The organism is Rhizobium sp. P38BS-XIX (assembly GCF_012641435.1).
Classification (GTDB): Bacteria; Pseudomonadota; Alphaproteobacteria; order Rhizobiales; family Rhizobiaceae; genus Rhizobium.
The window spans coordinates 1,500,474-1,514,931 of the sequence record NZ_JABAIJ010000001.1; the positions used below are offsets into that span (position 1 = coordinate 1,500,474).

Sequence of the window (14,458 nt, forward strand, 5' to 3'; positions counted from 1 at the left end):
AAATTAGGCGCTCCTGTGCTTGAGCGAGATCTCGACGATGTCGCCGTTGCTGCCGCTCGTGTCGAAGAAACAATCGGGAATGGGACCGACGATGCCGGCGCCGGCTGCGTTGAAGTAGGCGTCAGTCGTCGGGTTGTAATAGACGGCATCGCCATCCGAGACCGCGCCGCCGGCCCGCACATACATCTGACCCGAGGTCAGGAATGCGCCGGTGACGAACTGCGCATAGCCGCCGGCCGGAGCGACATCGGGCAGTACGTTCGGCGTCAGCACGGCGATACCGATGAACTTGCCACCCGTGGCAAAGGGCGCAACGCCATGATCGGCAACGCCGCGCTGAACAGGCTGGCCGAACTTGATGCCGGCGGTGGTTTCAACCGTGCGGCTGATCTTGTTGGCCTTTTCCTCAGAAGCGATCTGCCCGTGCAGGCCCTTCCGAGGAGCGTTTCCATAGGTGGTCTGATAAGTCGCCATTGAAGCGTCTCCTTTTCGTTGACCTGGTTAAGAGGGATTAGCGGCCAGATGCGCGCTCTCGAGATCGCGCACCATGGCGGCGTAAGCGGCAAAGGCTGGGGATGTGGACGGCCGCGTTGGATTGATGCCGTCCTTGATGGCCTCGGCAAAAAGATCCGGCTTCCTGCGTAGCCCTTCGGCCAGCATGTCGAAGCGCGCATCGATGTAAGCGCCCGAACGGCCCTCGACTGCGCCCTCGCCTACCTTGGCGATCACGACCGCCTTACGGATTGCAGAGTCCGAAAGGCCGGATGTCTGGACGTTCTCGGCAATCGCCTTGGCAAGACCGATCAGATCGGCGCGCGCCTCCGCGCGGCGCTCAACCTCCGACTCGTCGAGAAGAGCGGCTTTCATTGTATCGAGTTCGGCATCGCGGATCGCGATAGCCTTTTGATGGCCTGCCTCCGTATCGGCAAGGCGCTGCCGCAATGTCATGATGATTTCTGCGGCCTGATCGGAGACTTGGACCTCGATGCCGTCGATCATGATCGTCTTCGTGGACATCATTCCTTCCTTGCTTTGCTTGTCATTGGAAAGGGGGCGTGGGGCTGCGAGAGGAGAGCAGCCCCACGGTGCGGCTGCGTCGCCGATGCGGACTTTCGAGCCCGCACGGCCACGGCGCACAATGGCGATATGGTTGATGCGAATATTTCGCTGGATGGCGTCATAGGCTTCGCCTGAAGGCGTCATGCCGGCCGTAAAATCAACATCACAGACATAGCCGGCAGAAAGCTCCTGCTTGCCGCTTTCGATCGCCTGGATCGTGTCCTCGTCGCTGACCATCAGCGGCACGCGCAGAAAGATGCCCTCGCCGGCAATCTCGTCCCCGGTCTGGCCGACGGCATACTTCTTCCAGTTTTCCGAGGTGACCATTTCAGGGGGATGCTCATTTGTCACCGGTCGGTGAGCGGCACTCTTGAGCGTGTCTTCGGAAAAGACTTCGCCACCTGGCCGATAGATCCGAACTGTGGGCATCTCGGGCCTGCCGATCTCGGCGCCGGCATAGGTTTGAATACCGGTGCGGGCAATGCGCGCGTCAGCGACAAGATAGCCGTCCCCGGTCCGCCGCGTCCCCGCGACGGTGACAGTGTCTGTGAAATTCATGTTGGGATTTCTCCTGGCCGAAGCCGATCTGGTTCGGGTGAAAGCCGCTCCACCTTGGCGAAACGGATCTATTGGCGACTACACGGCAGCGGATCGTTGGCTCGCGTCAGAGCCCATCTTGGGATGCTCGAGATCCTCGTCCAGTTGATCCGTGGCCTTTGCCGCCGCTTCCAATCCCGGCAGCGACCCATCCTCCACAAAGGCGTTCAGTAGAGCTTCCGAGAGTGCCGGGCGAGGAATGATCTCCTCTCCCGATGCGGAGCCGAACAGGGCTCGCGCCGCCTCCGCTTTTGTCTTGAAAATATCGGCCCGCTCCTTCTCGCTCATCTGCTCCAGTGGCGCCCAGGTCGAATAGATCGCGGGATCGCGGCTACCTGTGGCGGAGCGGATGAGACATTCGTCGAGCCGGGACATTGCCGGCGTATAATCGAGTTCCTGGATCGCCTGGATACGGTCGTGATAGTTCTTCATGTCGGCCGTGCCGGTTGCATTCAGGCCGGCTGGCGATTGACCGAGCAGCCTGGTGACTGGAATGTCTGCCGCGCCGGCGACGATCTGCAGGAAAGCCATCAGAATATCGGTGAGACCGGAGAGCGGCGCGCTCTTGCTGTCATATTCCTCTTCGGCGTCGAGGATCAGCGTGCCGTTGACCCCCTTGATCGTGTTGGCGAGCGCATAGCGGCGCAGCACGGCATCTTCATAGGCCTGATTGCCGATATTGGCCGAGAACTGCGGGACCTTGATGATATCGATTTTCGCCTCGAAAACGAGGCTGGCGATATTGGCGGCGGTACTGTCGGCGTTCTTGATTGCATCGAATGTCGCGGCCAGCACGCTTTCACCCCAGGCATGATTGCCCAACCCGCCAAACTCTTCGACGGGCGTCATCGCGCCCTTGAAGATGACAAGCCGCGATGGATGGATGGTCACTTGGGACCCATTAGCGCCAGTCAGCGTGTAGAATTTCGGCTTGCCGTACCATTCCGAAGTCGGATCGCTGTCGATATCGCCAGCAGAGAGTTGGCGGCGTGTCAGCATCGTGAGGTGTCTGAGACCGCCCTTTCCAACCCGCTCCATTTCGAGCGGCAATGCCGGATCGGCGTCCTCAGATCCGATGAACAAGGCGGCGCCACCGAAGAGACGCGCCTTAGTCGATGCTTCCAGCACTTTGCCGCGCAGATTGAGCCGGCGCTCCTCGGCATCAATCAATCCGATCTGATCGCTCGCAGCCTGCCAGTTTCGCCATTTCCGGCAGCTATCCAGCGCCGGAATATCGACGATCTTGCGCGGCAGCCACGACCCGCGATAGGCGGCAATGATTTGCTCGTCCGTCAGGATCGGCTGCGTGTAAAAAACGGATGCTGCCTTGTCGCGTTCGGTGCCCATGCGGGATGCAAGGCTCACCAAGCCGTCGCGAACCATCGAGAATACCTGCCCCATGGATTGTCCTTTGATAGCGATTTGACGAAAGGACCCGCGTTCGCGAGTCTAGAAATTCTGGAAGCTGAAGGATGAGTTCAGCGCTAGCTCATTCAGGGCATCTGCAAAGGCATCAACCTGATCGTCGAACTGGGCGTTCGGAAAGGCGCAAACTTCATCCAGAAATGCTTCGTTCCAGTTTCCACGCAACAGCTTGACGTTGCCCGCCTCGGCCTGTGCCGAAGCAGGCTTTGCGCGCGTCGCCTTATCACCAGTTGGAGATATGGCTTTCACAGGAAAGCCCGCGAGCAGTTTGATTTTCGTTTCCGCATCGGCCTTCCCGGCCGCGCCGGGGTCCTGCGGCATACGGACCGTTACGGTTGGCCCATCTTGCGATGCCGCGGCTTTCAAATTGCGCTCCACCTCAGCCGGCGTCCAACGTCCGCGAATGATGGTCTCGACATAAAAAACGCCGCCCACCCATGCCAGGCGAAGACCCACGGTCCAGTCTGGCTGACGGCCCGGGCGTGCCCGTGAAGCCGCGAAATCCCATGCGCGGCAACGCTTTGCGCCCGACGGCACCGCCTCGATGATTTCGAAATCGCCACGCTGAAACAGGCCACCAGAACGCGGCGAAGGCCGCTGCTGAAACTGACCAGCCACGGCATAGGAACCGAGCGGTATCTTGTCCCGCTCCACGACCGCGCGAGGGAACCGCTGCGGAAAGAGCAGCTCTCCCTCTTCCGTCCTCGGATCGGCAAAGCCGATCGACGTTCGACAACGACGCTCCGGCTCGAATTCCATCGGCAGCATCAGGTGCTCGTAGCCGAGCCCAAGTGCCAGAATGGTGCCGGAGACATCGGCCTCGTGCAGACGCTGCATCACAACGACGATGGCCGAACGTTGCGGGTCGTTCAGGCGGGTCGGCACCGATTCACGAAATGTGCGAACCGTCGAGAGACGCTCCGCTTCCGATTCCGCCCCATCGACCGAATGCGGATCGTCAATGATGACGCGATCGCCGCGACCACCCGTCAGTCTCGAGAATGGAACGCCTTGCCTTGAGCCCGTGCGGGTATTCGCAAATGCCATTTCGCCGGTTCGCGTCAGCTTGACCCTGTCACCCCAAAGAGCCTGATACCATTCGGAGGCAACGAGATCGCGCATACGCCTGTTGTCACGTTTTGCGTAATGCTCAGAATAGGATGCGCCGAGATAGCGCATTTGCGGCCTGTCTTTTGGCCCCCACTCCCATGCCGGCCAGAAGACGCCGCAGAGAAGCGACTTCATCGTGCCGGGCGGCACATTGATCAGCAGTCGCGTGATTTCTCCCGATGTCACAGCCTCAAGATGGCGGCAGATTGCATCGATATGCCAGCCATGAACATAATCTGCGGAGGGCTCAACCACATGCCAGGCCTCGCGCACAAAACCGCTCAAGGATTGGCAATTGGCCCGTATGCGCTTGGCATTCGAAGCAATCTTTCGAGCCAGCTCGGCGCGTTCGCGATCAGCTGTCCGCTTCGCCTGCTCCTCCCGGATCGCCGCCATTATCGTCACCGGATCCGGCAAGCGGGCCGAAGAGGGATTCGAGTATGGCAAGCTGCTCATCCGTTGCATTGGTTAGATCGATCGCGAGGTCCCGGCCACTCTTGGCTCCGGCACCCTGCCGCTCGCTTGGCTTTTGATGAACGTAAGAGGCGGCGATCTTCGCCATCTCGTCGCGACGCTTCTGATCCGCCTCGTCATCCCGCATAACCTTCAACATATAATCGAGCGGCGTGTCGCCGTCTGGAACGACCTTACCTCGGCGCGCACGCGGCTTGCGCTGCGCGACCGGCTTGTCGGCATTGGACATGCTTGAAATTTCCGATGAGGTTTCGAAAGAATACAAGCCGCTCGAAACAGCGCTTGCGGTCAACAGTGCATCGCTGCAACTGTTCTTATCATGCCAAAATGAATACCCCATTCCGGCGCTTTTGGCGACACCCTTGATCGGCAAAGATGCTGCAAGGAATCGGGACCTTGACGAAATGGCCTGCTAATATATTGAAATGACTTCCAAATATGAAAACCTGGCGTCCGACGAAACGATCGATATTAGGTTCCGGCCGGCTCATGCTCCTTGATTTCGAAGGCTCAAACGCGCTTGGCAGGCTCAGGACTTCAAGCTGCTACATGCCATACTTTGGCAAGGCTTAAATTTCCGACGCTCTAATGGGTGGAAGACGTAAACAATGCGAAAGAAGATCGCGCGGATGAACAAAATCAACACCGTCGATCTCGACTGGGTGCAGCAGTTCATTGCAGCCAATCTTCCGGTGGAGAGACCTCCAGATGTTCCGGAGATTCTCCTGCATAAAGCAGGCCCCAAGAGCGGGCTGCGGCACCTTGCGGAGAGAGATCCACATTTCGGGTCGCCCTATTGGGCGCATTTCTGGGGAGGAGGCTTGGTGATGGCGCGCTATCTTTTCGACAGACCAGAGACCGTCAGCGGCCAGCGCGTACTCGATCTCGGTTCGGGTTCAGGCATAGTGGGAATTGCTGCAGCAAAGGCAGGCGCCGCTAAAGTCCTGGCGGCCGACATCGATCCCTATGCCATGGCTGCAATCGAGCTGAATGCGTGTCGCAATGCCGTCGAGATCGAGACTGTGCTCGGTGACCTGACCACGGATCAGCCACCCATGGTCGATATCATTTGCGTCGGTGATCTCTTCTATGAGGCCGATCTCGCAAACCAGGTTAGCGGTTTTCTGGATCGCTGCCTTGAAAAAGGCTTGACGGTTTTGATAGGCGATCCGTGGCGAACGCATCTGCCGACATCGAGACTTCGGCTATTGGCCGAGTATTCAATGGTCGACTTTGGCGAGGAACCGGGAAACACAAGGCAAAGCGGCGTCTTCGCCTTTGAAAGCCGCACATCCCCATACGGTGACGTTATCTAAAGCGAGAGTAGCGGCATGCGGGCTCGGACCACAATCGCTATCAATCTCAAACCTTCAGCTTGGCACGTCTGCGATTTGCCCGCTCCAGTCGTTTGGCGAGTTCGGCAAGGTCGGGATTTGCGGCATCGAAAACCGGCCGCGCATCTTCCGGCAGCCAGTACTTTTCATGTTTTGGCGTTTGCGGTTTTGTCCGTTCGAGGCTGGAGGCCGAATTCGGCATCATCGACGATATGCGCGACCAGTCAGGTTCCTGCGGAGACGGCGAGATTGCAAGCAGCACGCCAGCGAGGTTTTGAAATTCGCTTTTGATGCGCCGTTCTGCCGTGCGTCTCACGCGACCTGTCCGTCCACAAAAATCCCGAAAGGATCCGGCAACACGGGGAGCTGCCAAGCAAACAGACCATCGGGACAGCAGAATACGATGCTCCTCACACTTGACGTGAAGCCGCAGCCATTCCTGCAACACTTCTTCCGCACGACTGATGGCCGCAGCACTTGGCCGATAACGAACGCGAATATCCGCCTGATCCGTCGGCTCCGGCAGCGTATCCGGCCAGAGTGTACGCATCCTGTCCGGGCGCACCCCGCGAACATCGAGATGGACCATCGTGTCCGCCGCCTCCACGAAACGAGCGCGGACGAGCAAACTCAAATCGGCAACTTGTGCCGCGCGATGGGATAGACCGTCAAACTGCGAGGCGGGCCGTTGCATCAAGTCGTCTCTCCAATTCCCAGTAGATCATGGTCCGCAGCGTCGCGCGAACCGGCCAAGGCCGCCTCGCCACGGCATCAAGACGAAGCGAAGCGAGCGCGATATCATCGAAGGCACCGAGCAGATCGCCGGGGCGCTGAAGCGCCCAATCCTGTCGTTGCGCCAAAACGTCAGAGACAGCACCGATCGTATCCGACCAAAGTTCATCGCGGTTTTGTCCCGTCTGGCGAATGCAGCGCAGCACAAAGACCAGATGCCCATCGCCGTAACGCCCCCGTATTTCCTGCATGGTGCCACGCGCATGGCTCTGCGCCGGTGCACGCCGACGGTGCACGGGAACGAGCTTGATGCCGAGGCCATCGAGAAGAAGATCAAGCTTGCCTTTGGTCATGGATCTCTCAACTCCTTTCATGACAGCATGGGTTGGCCGGTCGCGTATCGATCAGGCACCGGTCCCGACCGTCAAAGCGGATCCGGGCTTGAAGAAAGCTTCGGCTTTGGAGATCGCCTCCACCCTCGCCCCATCACGCAGCATCGGCGTGTTGAGATAGGCAACCATCGCCTCGCCGGCGGCAGCCTTTGCCGCGTCCGGCGTTGCAAAGACGATCGGCTCGCCGTGGCCATCCTTGAGGATCTCGTTCGTTGCGCGATGTACCTTGCGAATCCACCCGAGGTGACCGCCAACTACTGCCTCTGTTCCGATTTGAAATTTGTTCATAGAATCTCCTCTGGCCGGGATGGCCAAGTCTGCTTGTTTGATCGTTGTTTGTTGCTTGATGGCACGATGCCAGTCGCCGTCAGCGATGCCTCGGCGGACGTATCGGCGTCATTTTTGGCCGGCGCTTTTTCCGACCATTTGAAAATGAATCTGGTCACCTTCCGGTGCCCCGGATTGTTCACCATCAACGGATGATACCCTCCGGAACATGGATTTCATCGCAGCCAGCATGACTGCGAAAAAGACCGCGGCCCCGATACAAGCCAGAAGGCCCTGAAGCATTTCGCTCATGCCGGCCTCTCCTGCGTAGACACATCATCGGCGAATTTGAGCTCCGTCATCTCCAAAGGCTGCACGGAAGAATCGCAGCCCTCACAATGGTTCTCGATGATTTCCGCGATGGACAAAGCACGCTGACAGGCCGGGCAGCCCCAGAAACGATCGAAATAGCCTGCGTTGGAATTTGATCTGCCACCTCTTCTGTTCGCGTCCATATCGTTATCTCCAAGCTCTCCACCCGGGTTCATCGCGAAATGAACGACAGGCACCTTGATAAACACTAATTATGTTGATAAAGATGAGTATGTCAACATGATTTATGTCATAAATTTTGCAAGGGTCGGAAAATGCAAAGATCCATGGGCGAACGATTGAAGGCGGCGCGCGAAGCCGCAAACTATTCATCAGCGACGAAGGCTGCAGAAGCGCTCGGGGTGAGCCTCTCAACTTATCGCGCTCACGAAAACGGTCAGAACGAATTCAACACGGAAATCGCGAACCGTTACGCCAAAAAGTTTGGCACAACCGCGGGCTACCTCCTCACGGGGGAAGGTCCAAACAAGATGCCCCGCACAACGCCGAACATCGTCACGTCCTTCGATCCGGACGAACAGGATCACGACGGTTTTGCCGAGACCGGTGAAGAACTCAGCTACAGCCGTGAGCATTGGCAGCCGCAGATTGCCGGGGCAACGCCGGAAGTGGACGTCAAGCTGGGCGCCGGCAGCGGCATAGTGGGCGAAGTTATTAATTTGCCAGTCGGATCAGGCAATGTTGCCGGTCACAAGATCGTCGCCGAATGGCTTATTCCGACGGGATATCTAAGGAACGAGGCGAAGGCATCACCGAGCCACACGATCATTATGGAAGTGATTGGCGACTCCATGCAGCCCACCTATATGCCGGGCGATCGTGTGATCGTCGATCTCTCGCAAAATCAGATGACCACGGACACCGTTTATGCCATCAGCGACGGATATTCGGAACCGCAGATCAAACGCCTTCAGCGCGTGCCTTTCTCACATCCAGGAGAAGTCAGGATCATCTCGGACAATCCTGCGCTAGAAACATTCACCGTCGAGCTCGAGCGCCTGACGATCATTGGCCGCATTTGCGGACACATTGCTCGCAAATAACCAGCCGATTCTGCCTAAACATGATCTGGGTTTAATCGCGACCATGAACAACATAAAAAATGTTGACATATATTATGTTTAATGAGATCCTCTCAAATAGAGCCGGTTGGCACTGAACGGAATGAGCCCGGACAAGACGAAAGCCTTGCGCGAAGTCAGCGAAACCGAACAGACGACCGATACTAAACGGAGAAGATCGCTGATGCCTGTAAAACAGATGTTGTTCCAAGGAAGCCAGCAACCGCTTGAAACACCACCAAACCTAGGGATGACGTTGCCTCACAATCGCTATCGCTTAGGGAGGTGAGAGGATGACGTTTTACAACACGGCTTTCTCCTGCGAATATTCATTCGATGAACTGCAAATTTCCGTCTGCGATCGATGGGAATCCGGCTTGCTGCTCTACGGACACGCGGAACTGACATCGGCAAGCCCGGACTACGAGGATGAGTTTTATGTGTCGGCCATTCGACTTGATGGTGGTGCGCGGCTGGTAAGACCAACGCAGAGCATCACAAGCTTCGAGTCCGAACTTTTTCGCCGCATAGCCGCCGTCATCGAAGATGACAAAACATTGTCCGGTCGTCACGCTGCCGAGCTATTCGCCAGCGAACTGGAACAATTCAAAGAGCTCGCCTGTGATCGGGCCTTTAAAATGCAGCGAGAGCAGGTTTTCATAGCTGTGGCATAGGCACGTGCCTTTGAAGGCGCGTGATACACGGAAAGCATCCAAATCAACGTAGACGGAGGCTGCAATCGCCATGGAAGTTTCCCAGGAAGAGCTAACGCAAATTCGGTTGCTGGAGGAAAGACTGCACCGTCCGGAAATCCGACAATCAAAGGAAACGGTCGAGAACCTTCTGGCCCATGGCTTTGTCGAATTCGGCAGCTCGGGCACGGTCTATGATGACAAGGACGATCTCATCGCACTTCTGGCGGCAGAAAGTCCGGACCCAGCCTCTCCGCCAGTGATTGCAAGCGATTATGCGTTCCGTGCGATTTCACCAGATGTCGTGCTCGTAACCTATCGCACCATTGATGAAAGTATTCCACGGCACGTTCTGCGCAGCTCGATTTGGCAGCGCATCGATGGCCGTTGGCAAATGATATTTCATCAGGGCACGCCGACGGCGCCACGGCCCTGATTGGTAAATGATAAATACGGGAGCGGCTCCGCTGTCAAACGACTGCAGTCTGGCTGTTGTTAATCGTCAGGGCTAACGTCGTGGGGATGCCGGCCCTGTCGCTTTGCCGCCGACAGCCATGTCAGACAAGCCAAGACTATCGGCCATCCTGATGAGATCGGCGGCCGTGTCCGCCTGCATCTTGCGCATGACCTGGCCGCGATGCACTTTGACCGTGATCTCGCTCAAACCGATGTCGGCGGCAATTTGCTTGTTCAGCAAACCACGAGCAACAAGCGCCATCACCTCGCGCTCGCGTGACGTCAGCGATGCGAAACGCTCTTGCAAATCGATTGATGCGGCTTCTTTCTGAAGACGCGAACGATCAATTTCGAGCGCCTGCCGGATCGCATCCAGGAGATCCTGCTCCCGAAAGGGCTTCAAGAGAAATTCAACCGCACCTGCTTTCATCGCTCTGACGGACATGGGCACATCTCCGTGGCCGGTGAGAAAGATGATCGGCATCACGTGGCCGCCTGCCCGCACAAGCTCGTCCTGAAAATCGAGACCGCTTGCGTCAGGCATTCTCACATCGAGGACAATGCAAGCGGGACCTTGTGAACGAGAATGTGCGAGGAAATCCCTCGGCGAGGCAAAACAGCGCGCGTCATATCCAACAGAGCGCAGCAGACTATCCAGCCCCTCGCGCACCGATAGATCATCGTCGATCACGTAAACCGCCGGTCTCGGTCCCTCCATCCCTTAACCTCGCGTCTCTCCCGTGATCGGCAACGTGAAGCCGAATACGGTTCCATGTGGAAAATTCGGTGCCGCGTAGACTTTACCACCATGCGCTTCGATGATCGATCGACTGATGGCAAGCCCCATGCCCATACCGTTAGGCTTGGTCGTGTAGAACGCCTCGAATATTCTCTCAATCATTGCTGGCGGCACGCCGACGCCACTGTCACGGACACTGACCGTGATCCGGTTTTCGGCGGCGGCCGCGCTGACCAGCAGCTCGCGCGTGCCAGCCTCCACATCCGCCAAAGCTTCTATGGCGTTCATGATGAAGTTGAGGATCACTTGCTGAAGCTGCACACGATCGCCTGAGACGAGCGGCAACTCGGTATCCAGTTCGGCACGAAGAAGGATTTGTCCTTTTCGAACCTCGCTGCGCACCAGTTCGAGGACATCGGTAATGACTTCAACAAGATCGCACATATCGCGCGAAGGGGAAGATTGCGCGACAAGCCTGCGAACACGGGTGATGACATCCCCTGCCCGCCCGGCATCCGTCACGATCCGCTCGATGGCGCGGCGCGCCTCATGCTGATCGGGTGGCGTCGCTGCCAGCCATCGAAGCGCAGCATTACCATTGGCCGCGATCGCGGTGATTGGTTGGCTGACCTCATGTGCAATCGATGTTCCAAGCTCGCCGACAATCATCAGGCGCGACATGCGCGCAAGCTCGGACTGTGCCTGCCTTGCCGTCGCATCCGATTTTTCGATTTTAATCGCAAGGTAAGTCGTCGCGCCGATCGCAATCAGACTGAGGATGCCGTTGAAGAGGCCGGCCTGCGAGGCGCCATGTCGCGTCAGAAAATAACTCAGTATCGTCAGGGCAGCGCAGGCGATGCCGACGACGGCTATGGCTCCCGTTCGCCCCGAGTAAACGGATAGCAAGATCACCGAGACATAGAGAACCGCGAAAGCGATCTCCAGATCCGTGATGGTGTCGCCGATGAAGATAAGCCCGGCAAGTACCGCAATGCCCAGCCAAAGCAGCGGCATTTCAAACAGATACTTCAGAAACTCACGCCTCATGCCGTCCGTCCTCGCATCGCGTTTCTGCACGCATCCAAGCCAAAGGCAAACTGCCTGAGCCCTAATCTGAAAACAACCGCAGTCTGCTTCAGCCTCGGACATACCACGCCGATTTCTATTCAACGACGGCCTCCACGCGCCAGCGCGCGGCGGTCACCAAAGGTTCGAGGCTGAGGCGCCCGACCATCTGTTCGAGAGCGGCATCTTGACGATGATCGGCAGTCACGATCGATGTGACTTCGACCCGATCGCTGTCCTCGATGTTGACGCTGTCGAGCTGCAGAAGGTGAAGCCTGGCGGCACCCAACCCCTGAAGCATCAACGCGCGAACATGCGCCTCACCCGCGTTTCGGCAAACCGCTGTCACCGTGTAGCGAACAATCAGCTCTGTGGTTGCGATGGACTGCCGGGCAATGAGCTGCATTAAAGGGCGAAGAGCCAGATTGACCAGAATGACGAATCCCGTCGCGATCAGACCGTGCAGAGGATAACCGGCTCCGGCTACAAGTCCGACAGCGGCGGAACACCAAAGCGTCGCGGCGGTGTTGAGACCACGAACGTTGAGCCCTTCCTTGAAGATGACGCCGGCGCCGAGAAAGCCAATTCCGGAAACTACCTGCGCCGCAACCCGCGTCGGGCTCCCATCCCCCGGAAAGAGGCTGGCGAAGCTCACATATATGGCCGCACCCAGCGCGACGAGCGTATTCGTCCTCAGACCAGCAAGCCGCTGTCGCCATTGCCGCTCAAAGCCGATAATGGCGCCAAACGCAAAAGCACTCCCCAGATTGAGCGCGATCTGATCAAGTCCTACGGTCATCGTTGTCGTTTCCGGCATAGTGATTGAAAAGACGGCGGCGTTGGCGCTCCCTGAGAACGGAGAGGCTTTTCCTGTTGAGCCAAGCTGCGCAGCGAAGGAGCCTTCGCGTATGATTGGCAGACAGGAAACCACGGAAAAAAAGGCGCGTAGCCAGGCGCATGAGCACATGGGCGCCCCAAAGCAAAACCAGCATGGCCAGCAGACCGGCGCGATCCTTCAAGCGCATCATTCGCGCCTTGGAATTCTTCTCCGGACCTCGAAAACGGAACGTCTCGGCACTACGCCTGTTTCGATTGCTCTTGCTGCGGGCCTCCAGGAGGCGGCCGCGTTCTTCATTGTCTCTGGGCATCATGATCCGTCCCGCAGCCATGCAGGCTGCGCGAGCGCAGATCGTCACAATGACGATCTGCGGGAACTCATGCGCTAGGTCCTGCCGTGGCTGGCTATCAAATCTGAAAATATGAGGGGGTCGATTGCCGCCTCAGCGGGCGGCAATCTTGGAGCGTCCATTGCTAGGTCGCGTTTCAACTTGGATTCTCCAGCGTGAAAAGATCGGCACTTTCATCATAGGCGAAGTACTCGGCATAACGCGCCCAGTTCGTCACCGCCTTGATGGTGGTGTCGGCATAATCCTCCGACATGTAGTCTTCGAGTTCGTCTCGAAAACGACGCGCAGGAGCACGATGCGTCGGGCGCTCGTCGAGAACGCGCCGGATATGGGCAGCCAACGGAACATAGCTTGCCAGATGCTGCTCGAAGAGCCGTTTGCGTTCATCGACATCGCTGTCGAAGAAGCGCAGTCCGGGAGCCGTCAACTTGATATCGCCTCCCTCGAGATCGGCGAAACGCATAAGCTGAAGCGTTTCGGCGATCGGAAAGAGATCATCGACATCAAGATGCAGATGTGCTGCCAATGGCGGCAGATCGGCCTGGCCGCGATAGGGCTCCCCGGCAACGGCCTCGATGAGACCGGACATCAGGTTGGTCGAGACACGCGGCAAAGCCATGGCGATGCCTGTACCTGGAAACATACCTTCGCGGGTCGGCGCTCCTGCTCTGACCGTCATCCGCGCATAGATGTCCTCGACCAGCATGCGGAATGCCGGATCGAGACGGTTACGCGGCTGCGGCAGATCCACATGGATTTCCGCGATCACCCGGCCGGGATTCGATCCGGAAATCAGGATCCGATCGCACATGAGAACGGCCTCCTCGATGTTGTGCGTGACCATCAGCACGGAATCGATCGGCATCCGCCCTTCGCACCACAGGTCGAGCAGGTCGGTGCGGAGCGTTTCGGCCGTCAGCACGTCAAGGGCCGAGAAAGGCTCGTCCATCAGCAAAACTTTCGGCCGAACGACAAGCGCGCGCGCAAGACCGACACGCTGGCGCATGCCGCCGGACAGTTCCTTCGGATATGCGCTCTCGAAACCATCGAGGCCGATCAGGTCGATTGCGGCGAGCGCCCGCTTGCGCCGCTCCGAGGAAGCGACGCCCTGCGCTTCGAGACCAAGCTCGACATTCTGCAGCACCGTCAGCCAGGGAAACAAGGCAAAACTTTGAAAGACGACGGCAACATCGGAATTGGGACCGTTCACCGGCCGGCCTGCGAAAGTGATCTCGCCATTGCTCGGACGAATAAGCCCGGCAATCGCGCGCAGCAGCGTGGACTTGCCGGATCCGGAGCGGCCGAGCAATCCGACGATCTCGTTGGGATAGAGCTGCAGATCGACATTCTCAAGCACGACCAGCGAGCCGGAAGCGCCCTTGTCATAGGTTTGCCCTACCTTGTTGGCCAGCACCAGCGGTGCGTTCCGGGCAATATCGAGCTTCTTGGAGATGACAGCGTTTTCCATGTTCATG

19 protein-coding genes are annotated in these 14,458 nt (G+C 58.0%); 6 read left to right on the plus strand and 13 right to left on the minus strand.

Annotated elements, in window-relative coordinates; translation table 11 throughout:
• Positions 1-3 precede the first annotated feature (3 nt).
• From HGP17_RS07245 to HGP17_RS07265, 5 genes are all read right to left on the minus strand, one after another.
• The gene (locus tag HGP17_RS07245) at positions 4-474 is read right to left on the minus strand and encodes a DUF2190 family protein (protein WP_168807278.1); all 471 of its coding nucleotides are present in this window, start codon (positions 472-474) and stop codon (positions 4-6) included.
• A gap of 27 nt (positions 475-501) precedes the next feature.
• Positions 502-1,617 carry a DUF2213 domain-containing protein gene (locus HGP17_RS07250; protein WP_168807279.1) on the minus strand — a complete coding sequence of 372 codons (1,116 nt, stop codon included), beginning with the start codon at positions 1,615-1,617 and terminating at the stop codon, positions 502-504.
• Between the two features lie 78 nt (positions 1,618-1,695).
• A complete protein-coding gene (locus HGP17_RS07255) occupies positions 1,696-3,057 on the minus strand; it encodes a phage portal protein (RefSeq protein ID WP_168807281.1) in 1,362 nt (453 codons plus the stop codon).
• A 48-nt stretch (positions 3,058-3,105) separates the two neighbouring features.
• Positions 3,106-4,587, minus strand: coding sequence for a phage terminase large subunit (terL, locus tag HGP17_RS07260; protein ID WP_205925800.1), 1,482 nt, complete (start codon positions 4,585-4,587; stop codon positions 3,106-3,108).
• On the minus strand, positions 4,547-4,894 hold the full coding sequence (locus HGP17_RS07265) for a hypothetical protein (protein ID WP_168807283.1): 348 nt from the start codon (positions 4,892-4,894) through the stop codon (positions 4,547-4,549). The genes terL and HGP17_RS07265 overlap by 41 nt, the downstream gene beginning before the upstream one ends.
• On the opposite strand from HGP17_RS07265, the gene HGP17_RS07270 reads away from it, so the two are divergent.
• Both HGP17_RS07270 and HGP17_RS07275 read left to right on the plus strand, forming a co-directional pair.
• Positions 4,893-5,081, plus strand: coding sequence for a hypothetical protein (locus tag HGP17_RS07270; protein WP_168807285.1), 189 nt, complete (start codon positions 4,893-4,895; stop codon positions 5,079-5,081). The genes HGP17_RS07265 and HGP17_RS07270 overlap by 2 nt on opposite strands.
• 213 nt (positions 5,082-5,294) lie before the next feature.
• The gene (locus HGP17_RS07275; protein ID WP_168807287.1) at positions 5,295-5,981 is read left to right on the plus strand and encodes a 50S ribosomal protein L11 methyltransferase; all 687 of its coding nucleotides are present in this window, start codon (positions 5,295-5,297) and stop codon (positions 5,979-5,981) included.
• A gap of 46 nt (positions 5,982-6,027) precedes the next feature.
• Here HGP17_RS07275 and HGP17_RS07280 read toward each other — a convergent pair whose 3' ends face one another.
• The 4 genes from HGP17_RS07280 to HGP17_RS07295 all read right to left on the minus strand — a co-directional run bounded on the left by HGP17_RS07280 (position 6,028) and on the right by HGP17_RS07295 (position 7,702).
• A complete protein-coding gene (locus tag HGP17_RS07280) occupies positions 6,028-6,693 on the minus strand; it encodes a DUF6362 family protein (RefSeq protein WP_168808134.1) in 666 nt (221 codons plus the stop codon).
• Positions 6,668-7,084, minus strand: a complete 417-nt coding sequence (locus HGP17_RS07285; RefSeq protein ID WP_168807289.1) for a hypothetical protein — start codon at positions 7,082-7,084, stop codon at positions 6,668-6,670. The genes HGP17_RS07280 and HGP17_RS07285 overlap by 26 nt, the downstream gene beginning before the upstream one ends.
• A gap of 51 nt (positions 7,085-7,135) precedes the next feature.
• Entirely contained in the window at positions 7,136-7,411 is a 276-nt protein-coding gene (locus HGP17_RS07290; RefSeq protein WP_168807291.1) for a hypothetical protein, read from the minus strand.
• 108 nt (positions 7,412-7,519) lie between these two features.
• The gene (locus tag HGP17_RS07295) at positions 7,520-7,702 is read right to left on the minus strand and encodes a hypothetical protein (protein ID WP_168807293.1); all 183 of its coding nucleotides are present in this window, start codon (positions 7,700-7,702) and stop codon (positions 7,520-7,522) included.
• Between the two features lie 335 nt (positions 7,703-8,037).
• Between HGP17_RS07295 and HGP17_RS07300 the strand changes: the two genes are divergently transcribed.
• From HGP17_RS07300 to HGP17_RS07310, 3 genes are all read left to right on the plus strand, one after another.
• Complete coding sequence (locus HGP17_RS07300; protein ID WP_168807295.1) at positions 8,038-8,826, plus strand: LexA family transcriptional regulator; 789 nt, start codon at positions 8,038-8,040, stop codon at positions 8,824-8,826.
• Positions 8,827-9,137: 311 nt separating this feature from the next.
• Positions 9,138-9,518, plus strand: coding sequence for a hypothetical protein (locus HGP17_RS07305; protein ID WP_168807297.1), 381 nt, complete (start codon positions 9,138-9,140; stop codon positions 9,516-9,518).
• A gap of 70 nt (positions 9,519-9,588) precedes the next feature.
• Entirely contained in the window at positions 9,589-9,972 is a 384-nt protein-coding gene (locus tag HGP17_RS07310; protein WP_168807299.1) for a DUF4440 domain-containing protein, read from the plus strand.
• A gap of 72 nt (positions 9,973-10,044) precedes the next feature.
• Here HGP17_RS07310 and HGP17_RS07315 read toward each other — a convergent pair whose 3' ends face one another.
• From HGP17_RS07315 to HGP17_RS07325, 3 genes are all read right to left on the minus strand, one after another.
• On the minus strand, positions 10,045-10,710 hold the full coding sequence (locus HGP17_RS07315) for a response regulator transcription factor (RefSeq protein ID WP_168807301.1): 666 nt from the start codon (positions 10,708-10,710) through the stop codon (positions 10,045-10,047).
• A 3-nt stretch (positions 10,711-10,713) separates the two neighbouring features.
• Positions 10,714-11,778, minus strand: a complete 1,065-nt coding sequence (locus HGP17_RS07320) for an ATP-binding protein (RefSeq protein WP_168807303.1) — start codon at positions 11,776-11,778, stop codon at positions 10,714-10,716.
• 115 nt (positions 11,779-11,893) lie between these two features.
• Entirely contained in the window at positions 11,894-12,595 is a 702-nt protein-coding gene (locus HGP17_RS07325) for an MgtC/SapB family protein (protein WP_168807305.1), read from the minus strand.
• Between the two features lie 19 nt (positions 12,596-12,614).
• Here HGP17_RS07325 and HGP17_RS07330 point away from each other — a divergent pair, with 19 nt between their 5' ends.
• The gene (locus tag HGP17_RS07330; protein ID WP_168807307.1) at positions 12,615-13,022 is read left to right on the plus strand and encodes a hypothetical protein; all 408 of its coding nucleotides are present in this window, start codon (positions 12,615-12,617) and stop codon (positions 13,020-13,022) included.
• A gap of 97 nt (positions 13,023-13,119) precedes the next feature.
• On the opposite strand, the gene HGP17_RS07335 is transcribed toward HGP17_RS07330, so the two are convergent.
• On the minus strand, positions 13,120-14,451 hold the full coding sequence (locus tag HGP17_RS07335; RefSeq protein WP_168807309.1) for a nitrate/sulfonate/bicarbonate ABC transporter ATP-binding protein: 1,332 nt from the start codon (positions 14,449-14,451) through the stop codon (positions 13,120-13,122).
• Positions 14,452-14,458: the final 7 nt, after the last annotated feature.

What these genes read in the sequence shown, in the direction of transcription:
- HGP17_RS07310 (WP_168807299.1), top strand. Translation starts at nt 9,589, where the DNA reads ATGGAAGTTTCCCAGGAAGAGCTAACGCAAATTCGGTTGCTGGAGGAA.
- HGP17_RS07250 (WP_168807279.1), bottom strand. Translation starts at nt 1,617, where the DNA reads ATGAATTTCACAGACACTGTCACCGTCGCGGGGACGCGGCGGACCGGG.
- HGP17_RS07295 (WP_168807293.1), bottom strand. Translation starts at nt 7,702, where the DNA reads ATGAGCGAAATGCTTCAGGGCCTTCTGGCTTGTATCGGGGCCGCGGTC.
- HGP17_RS07290 (WP_168807291.1), bottom strand. Translation starts at nt 7,411, where the DNA reads ATGAACAAATTTCAAATCGGAACAGAGGCAGTAGTTGGCGGTCACCTC.
- HGP17_RS07285 (WP_168807289.1), bottom strand. Translation starts at nt 7,084, where the DNA reads ATGACCAAAGGCAAGCTTGATCTTCTTCTCGATGGCCTCGGCATCAAG.
- HGP17_RS07280 (WP_168808134.1), bottom strand. Translation starts at nt 6,693, where the DNA reads ATGCAACGGCCCGCCTCGCAGTTTGACGGTCTATCCCATCGCGCGGCA.
- HGP17_RS07255 (WP_168807281.1), bottom strand. Translation starts at nt 3,057, where the DNA reads ATGGGGCAGGTATTCTCGATGGTTCGCGACGGCTTGGTGAGCCTTGCA.
- HGP17_RS07245 (WP_168807278.1), bottom strand. Translation starts at nt 474, where the DNA reads ATGGCGACTTATCAGACCACCTATGGAAACGCTCCTCGGAAGGGCCTG.
- HGP17_RS07315 (WP_168807301.1), bottom strand. Translation starts at nt 10,710, where the DNA reads ATGGAGGGACCGAGACCGGCGGTTTACGTGATCGACGATGATCTATCG.
- HGP17_RS07335 (WP_168807309.1), bottom strand. Translation starts at nt 14,451, where the DNA reads ATGGAAAACGCTGTCATCTCCAAGAAGCTCGATATTGCCCGGAACGCA.
- HGP17_RS07265 (WP_168807283.1), bottom strand. Translation starts at nt 4,894, where the DNA reads ATGTCCAATGCCGACAAGCCGGTCGCGCAGCGCAAGCCGCGTGCGCGC.
- HGP17_RS07300 (WP_168807295.1), top strand. Translation starts at nt 8,038, where the DNA reads ATGCAAAGATCCATGGGCGAACGATTGAAGGCGGCGCGCGAAGCCGCA.
- HGP17_RS07275 (WP_168807287.1), top strand. Translation starts at nt 5,295, where the DNA reads ATGAACAAAATCAACACCGTCGATCTCGACTGGGTGCAGCAGTTCATT.
- terL (WP_205925800.1), bottom strand. Translation starts at nt 4,587, where the DNA reads ATGGCGGCGATCCGGGAGGAGCAGGCGAAGCGGACAGCTGATCGCGAA.
- HGP17_RS07325 (WP_168807305.1), bottom strand. Translation starts at nt 12,595, where the DNA reads ATGACCGTAGGACTTGATCAGATCGCGCTCAATCTGGGGAGTGCTTTT.
- HGP17_RS07320 (WP_168807303.1), bottom strand. Translation starts at nt 11,778, where the DNA reads ATGAGGCGTGAGTTTCTGAAGTATCTGTTTGAAATGCCGCTGCTTTGG.
- HGP17_RS07305 (WP_168807297.1), top strand. Translation starts at nt 9,138, where the DNA reads ATGACGTTTTACAACACGGCTTTCTCCTGCGAATATTCATTCGATGAA.
- HGP17_RS07270 (WP_168807285.1), top strand. Translation starts at nt 4,893, where the DNA reads ATGCTTGAAATTTCCGATGAGGTTTCGAAAGAATACAAGCCGCTCGAA.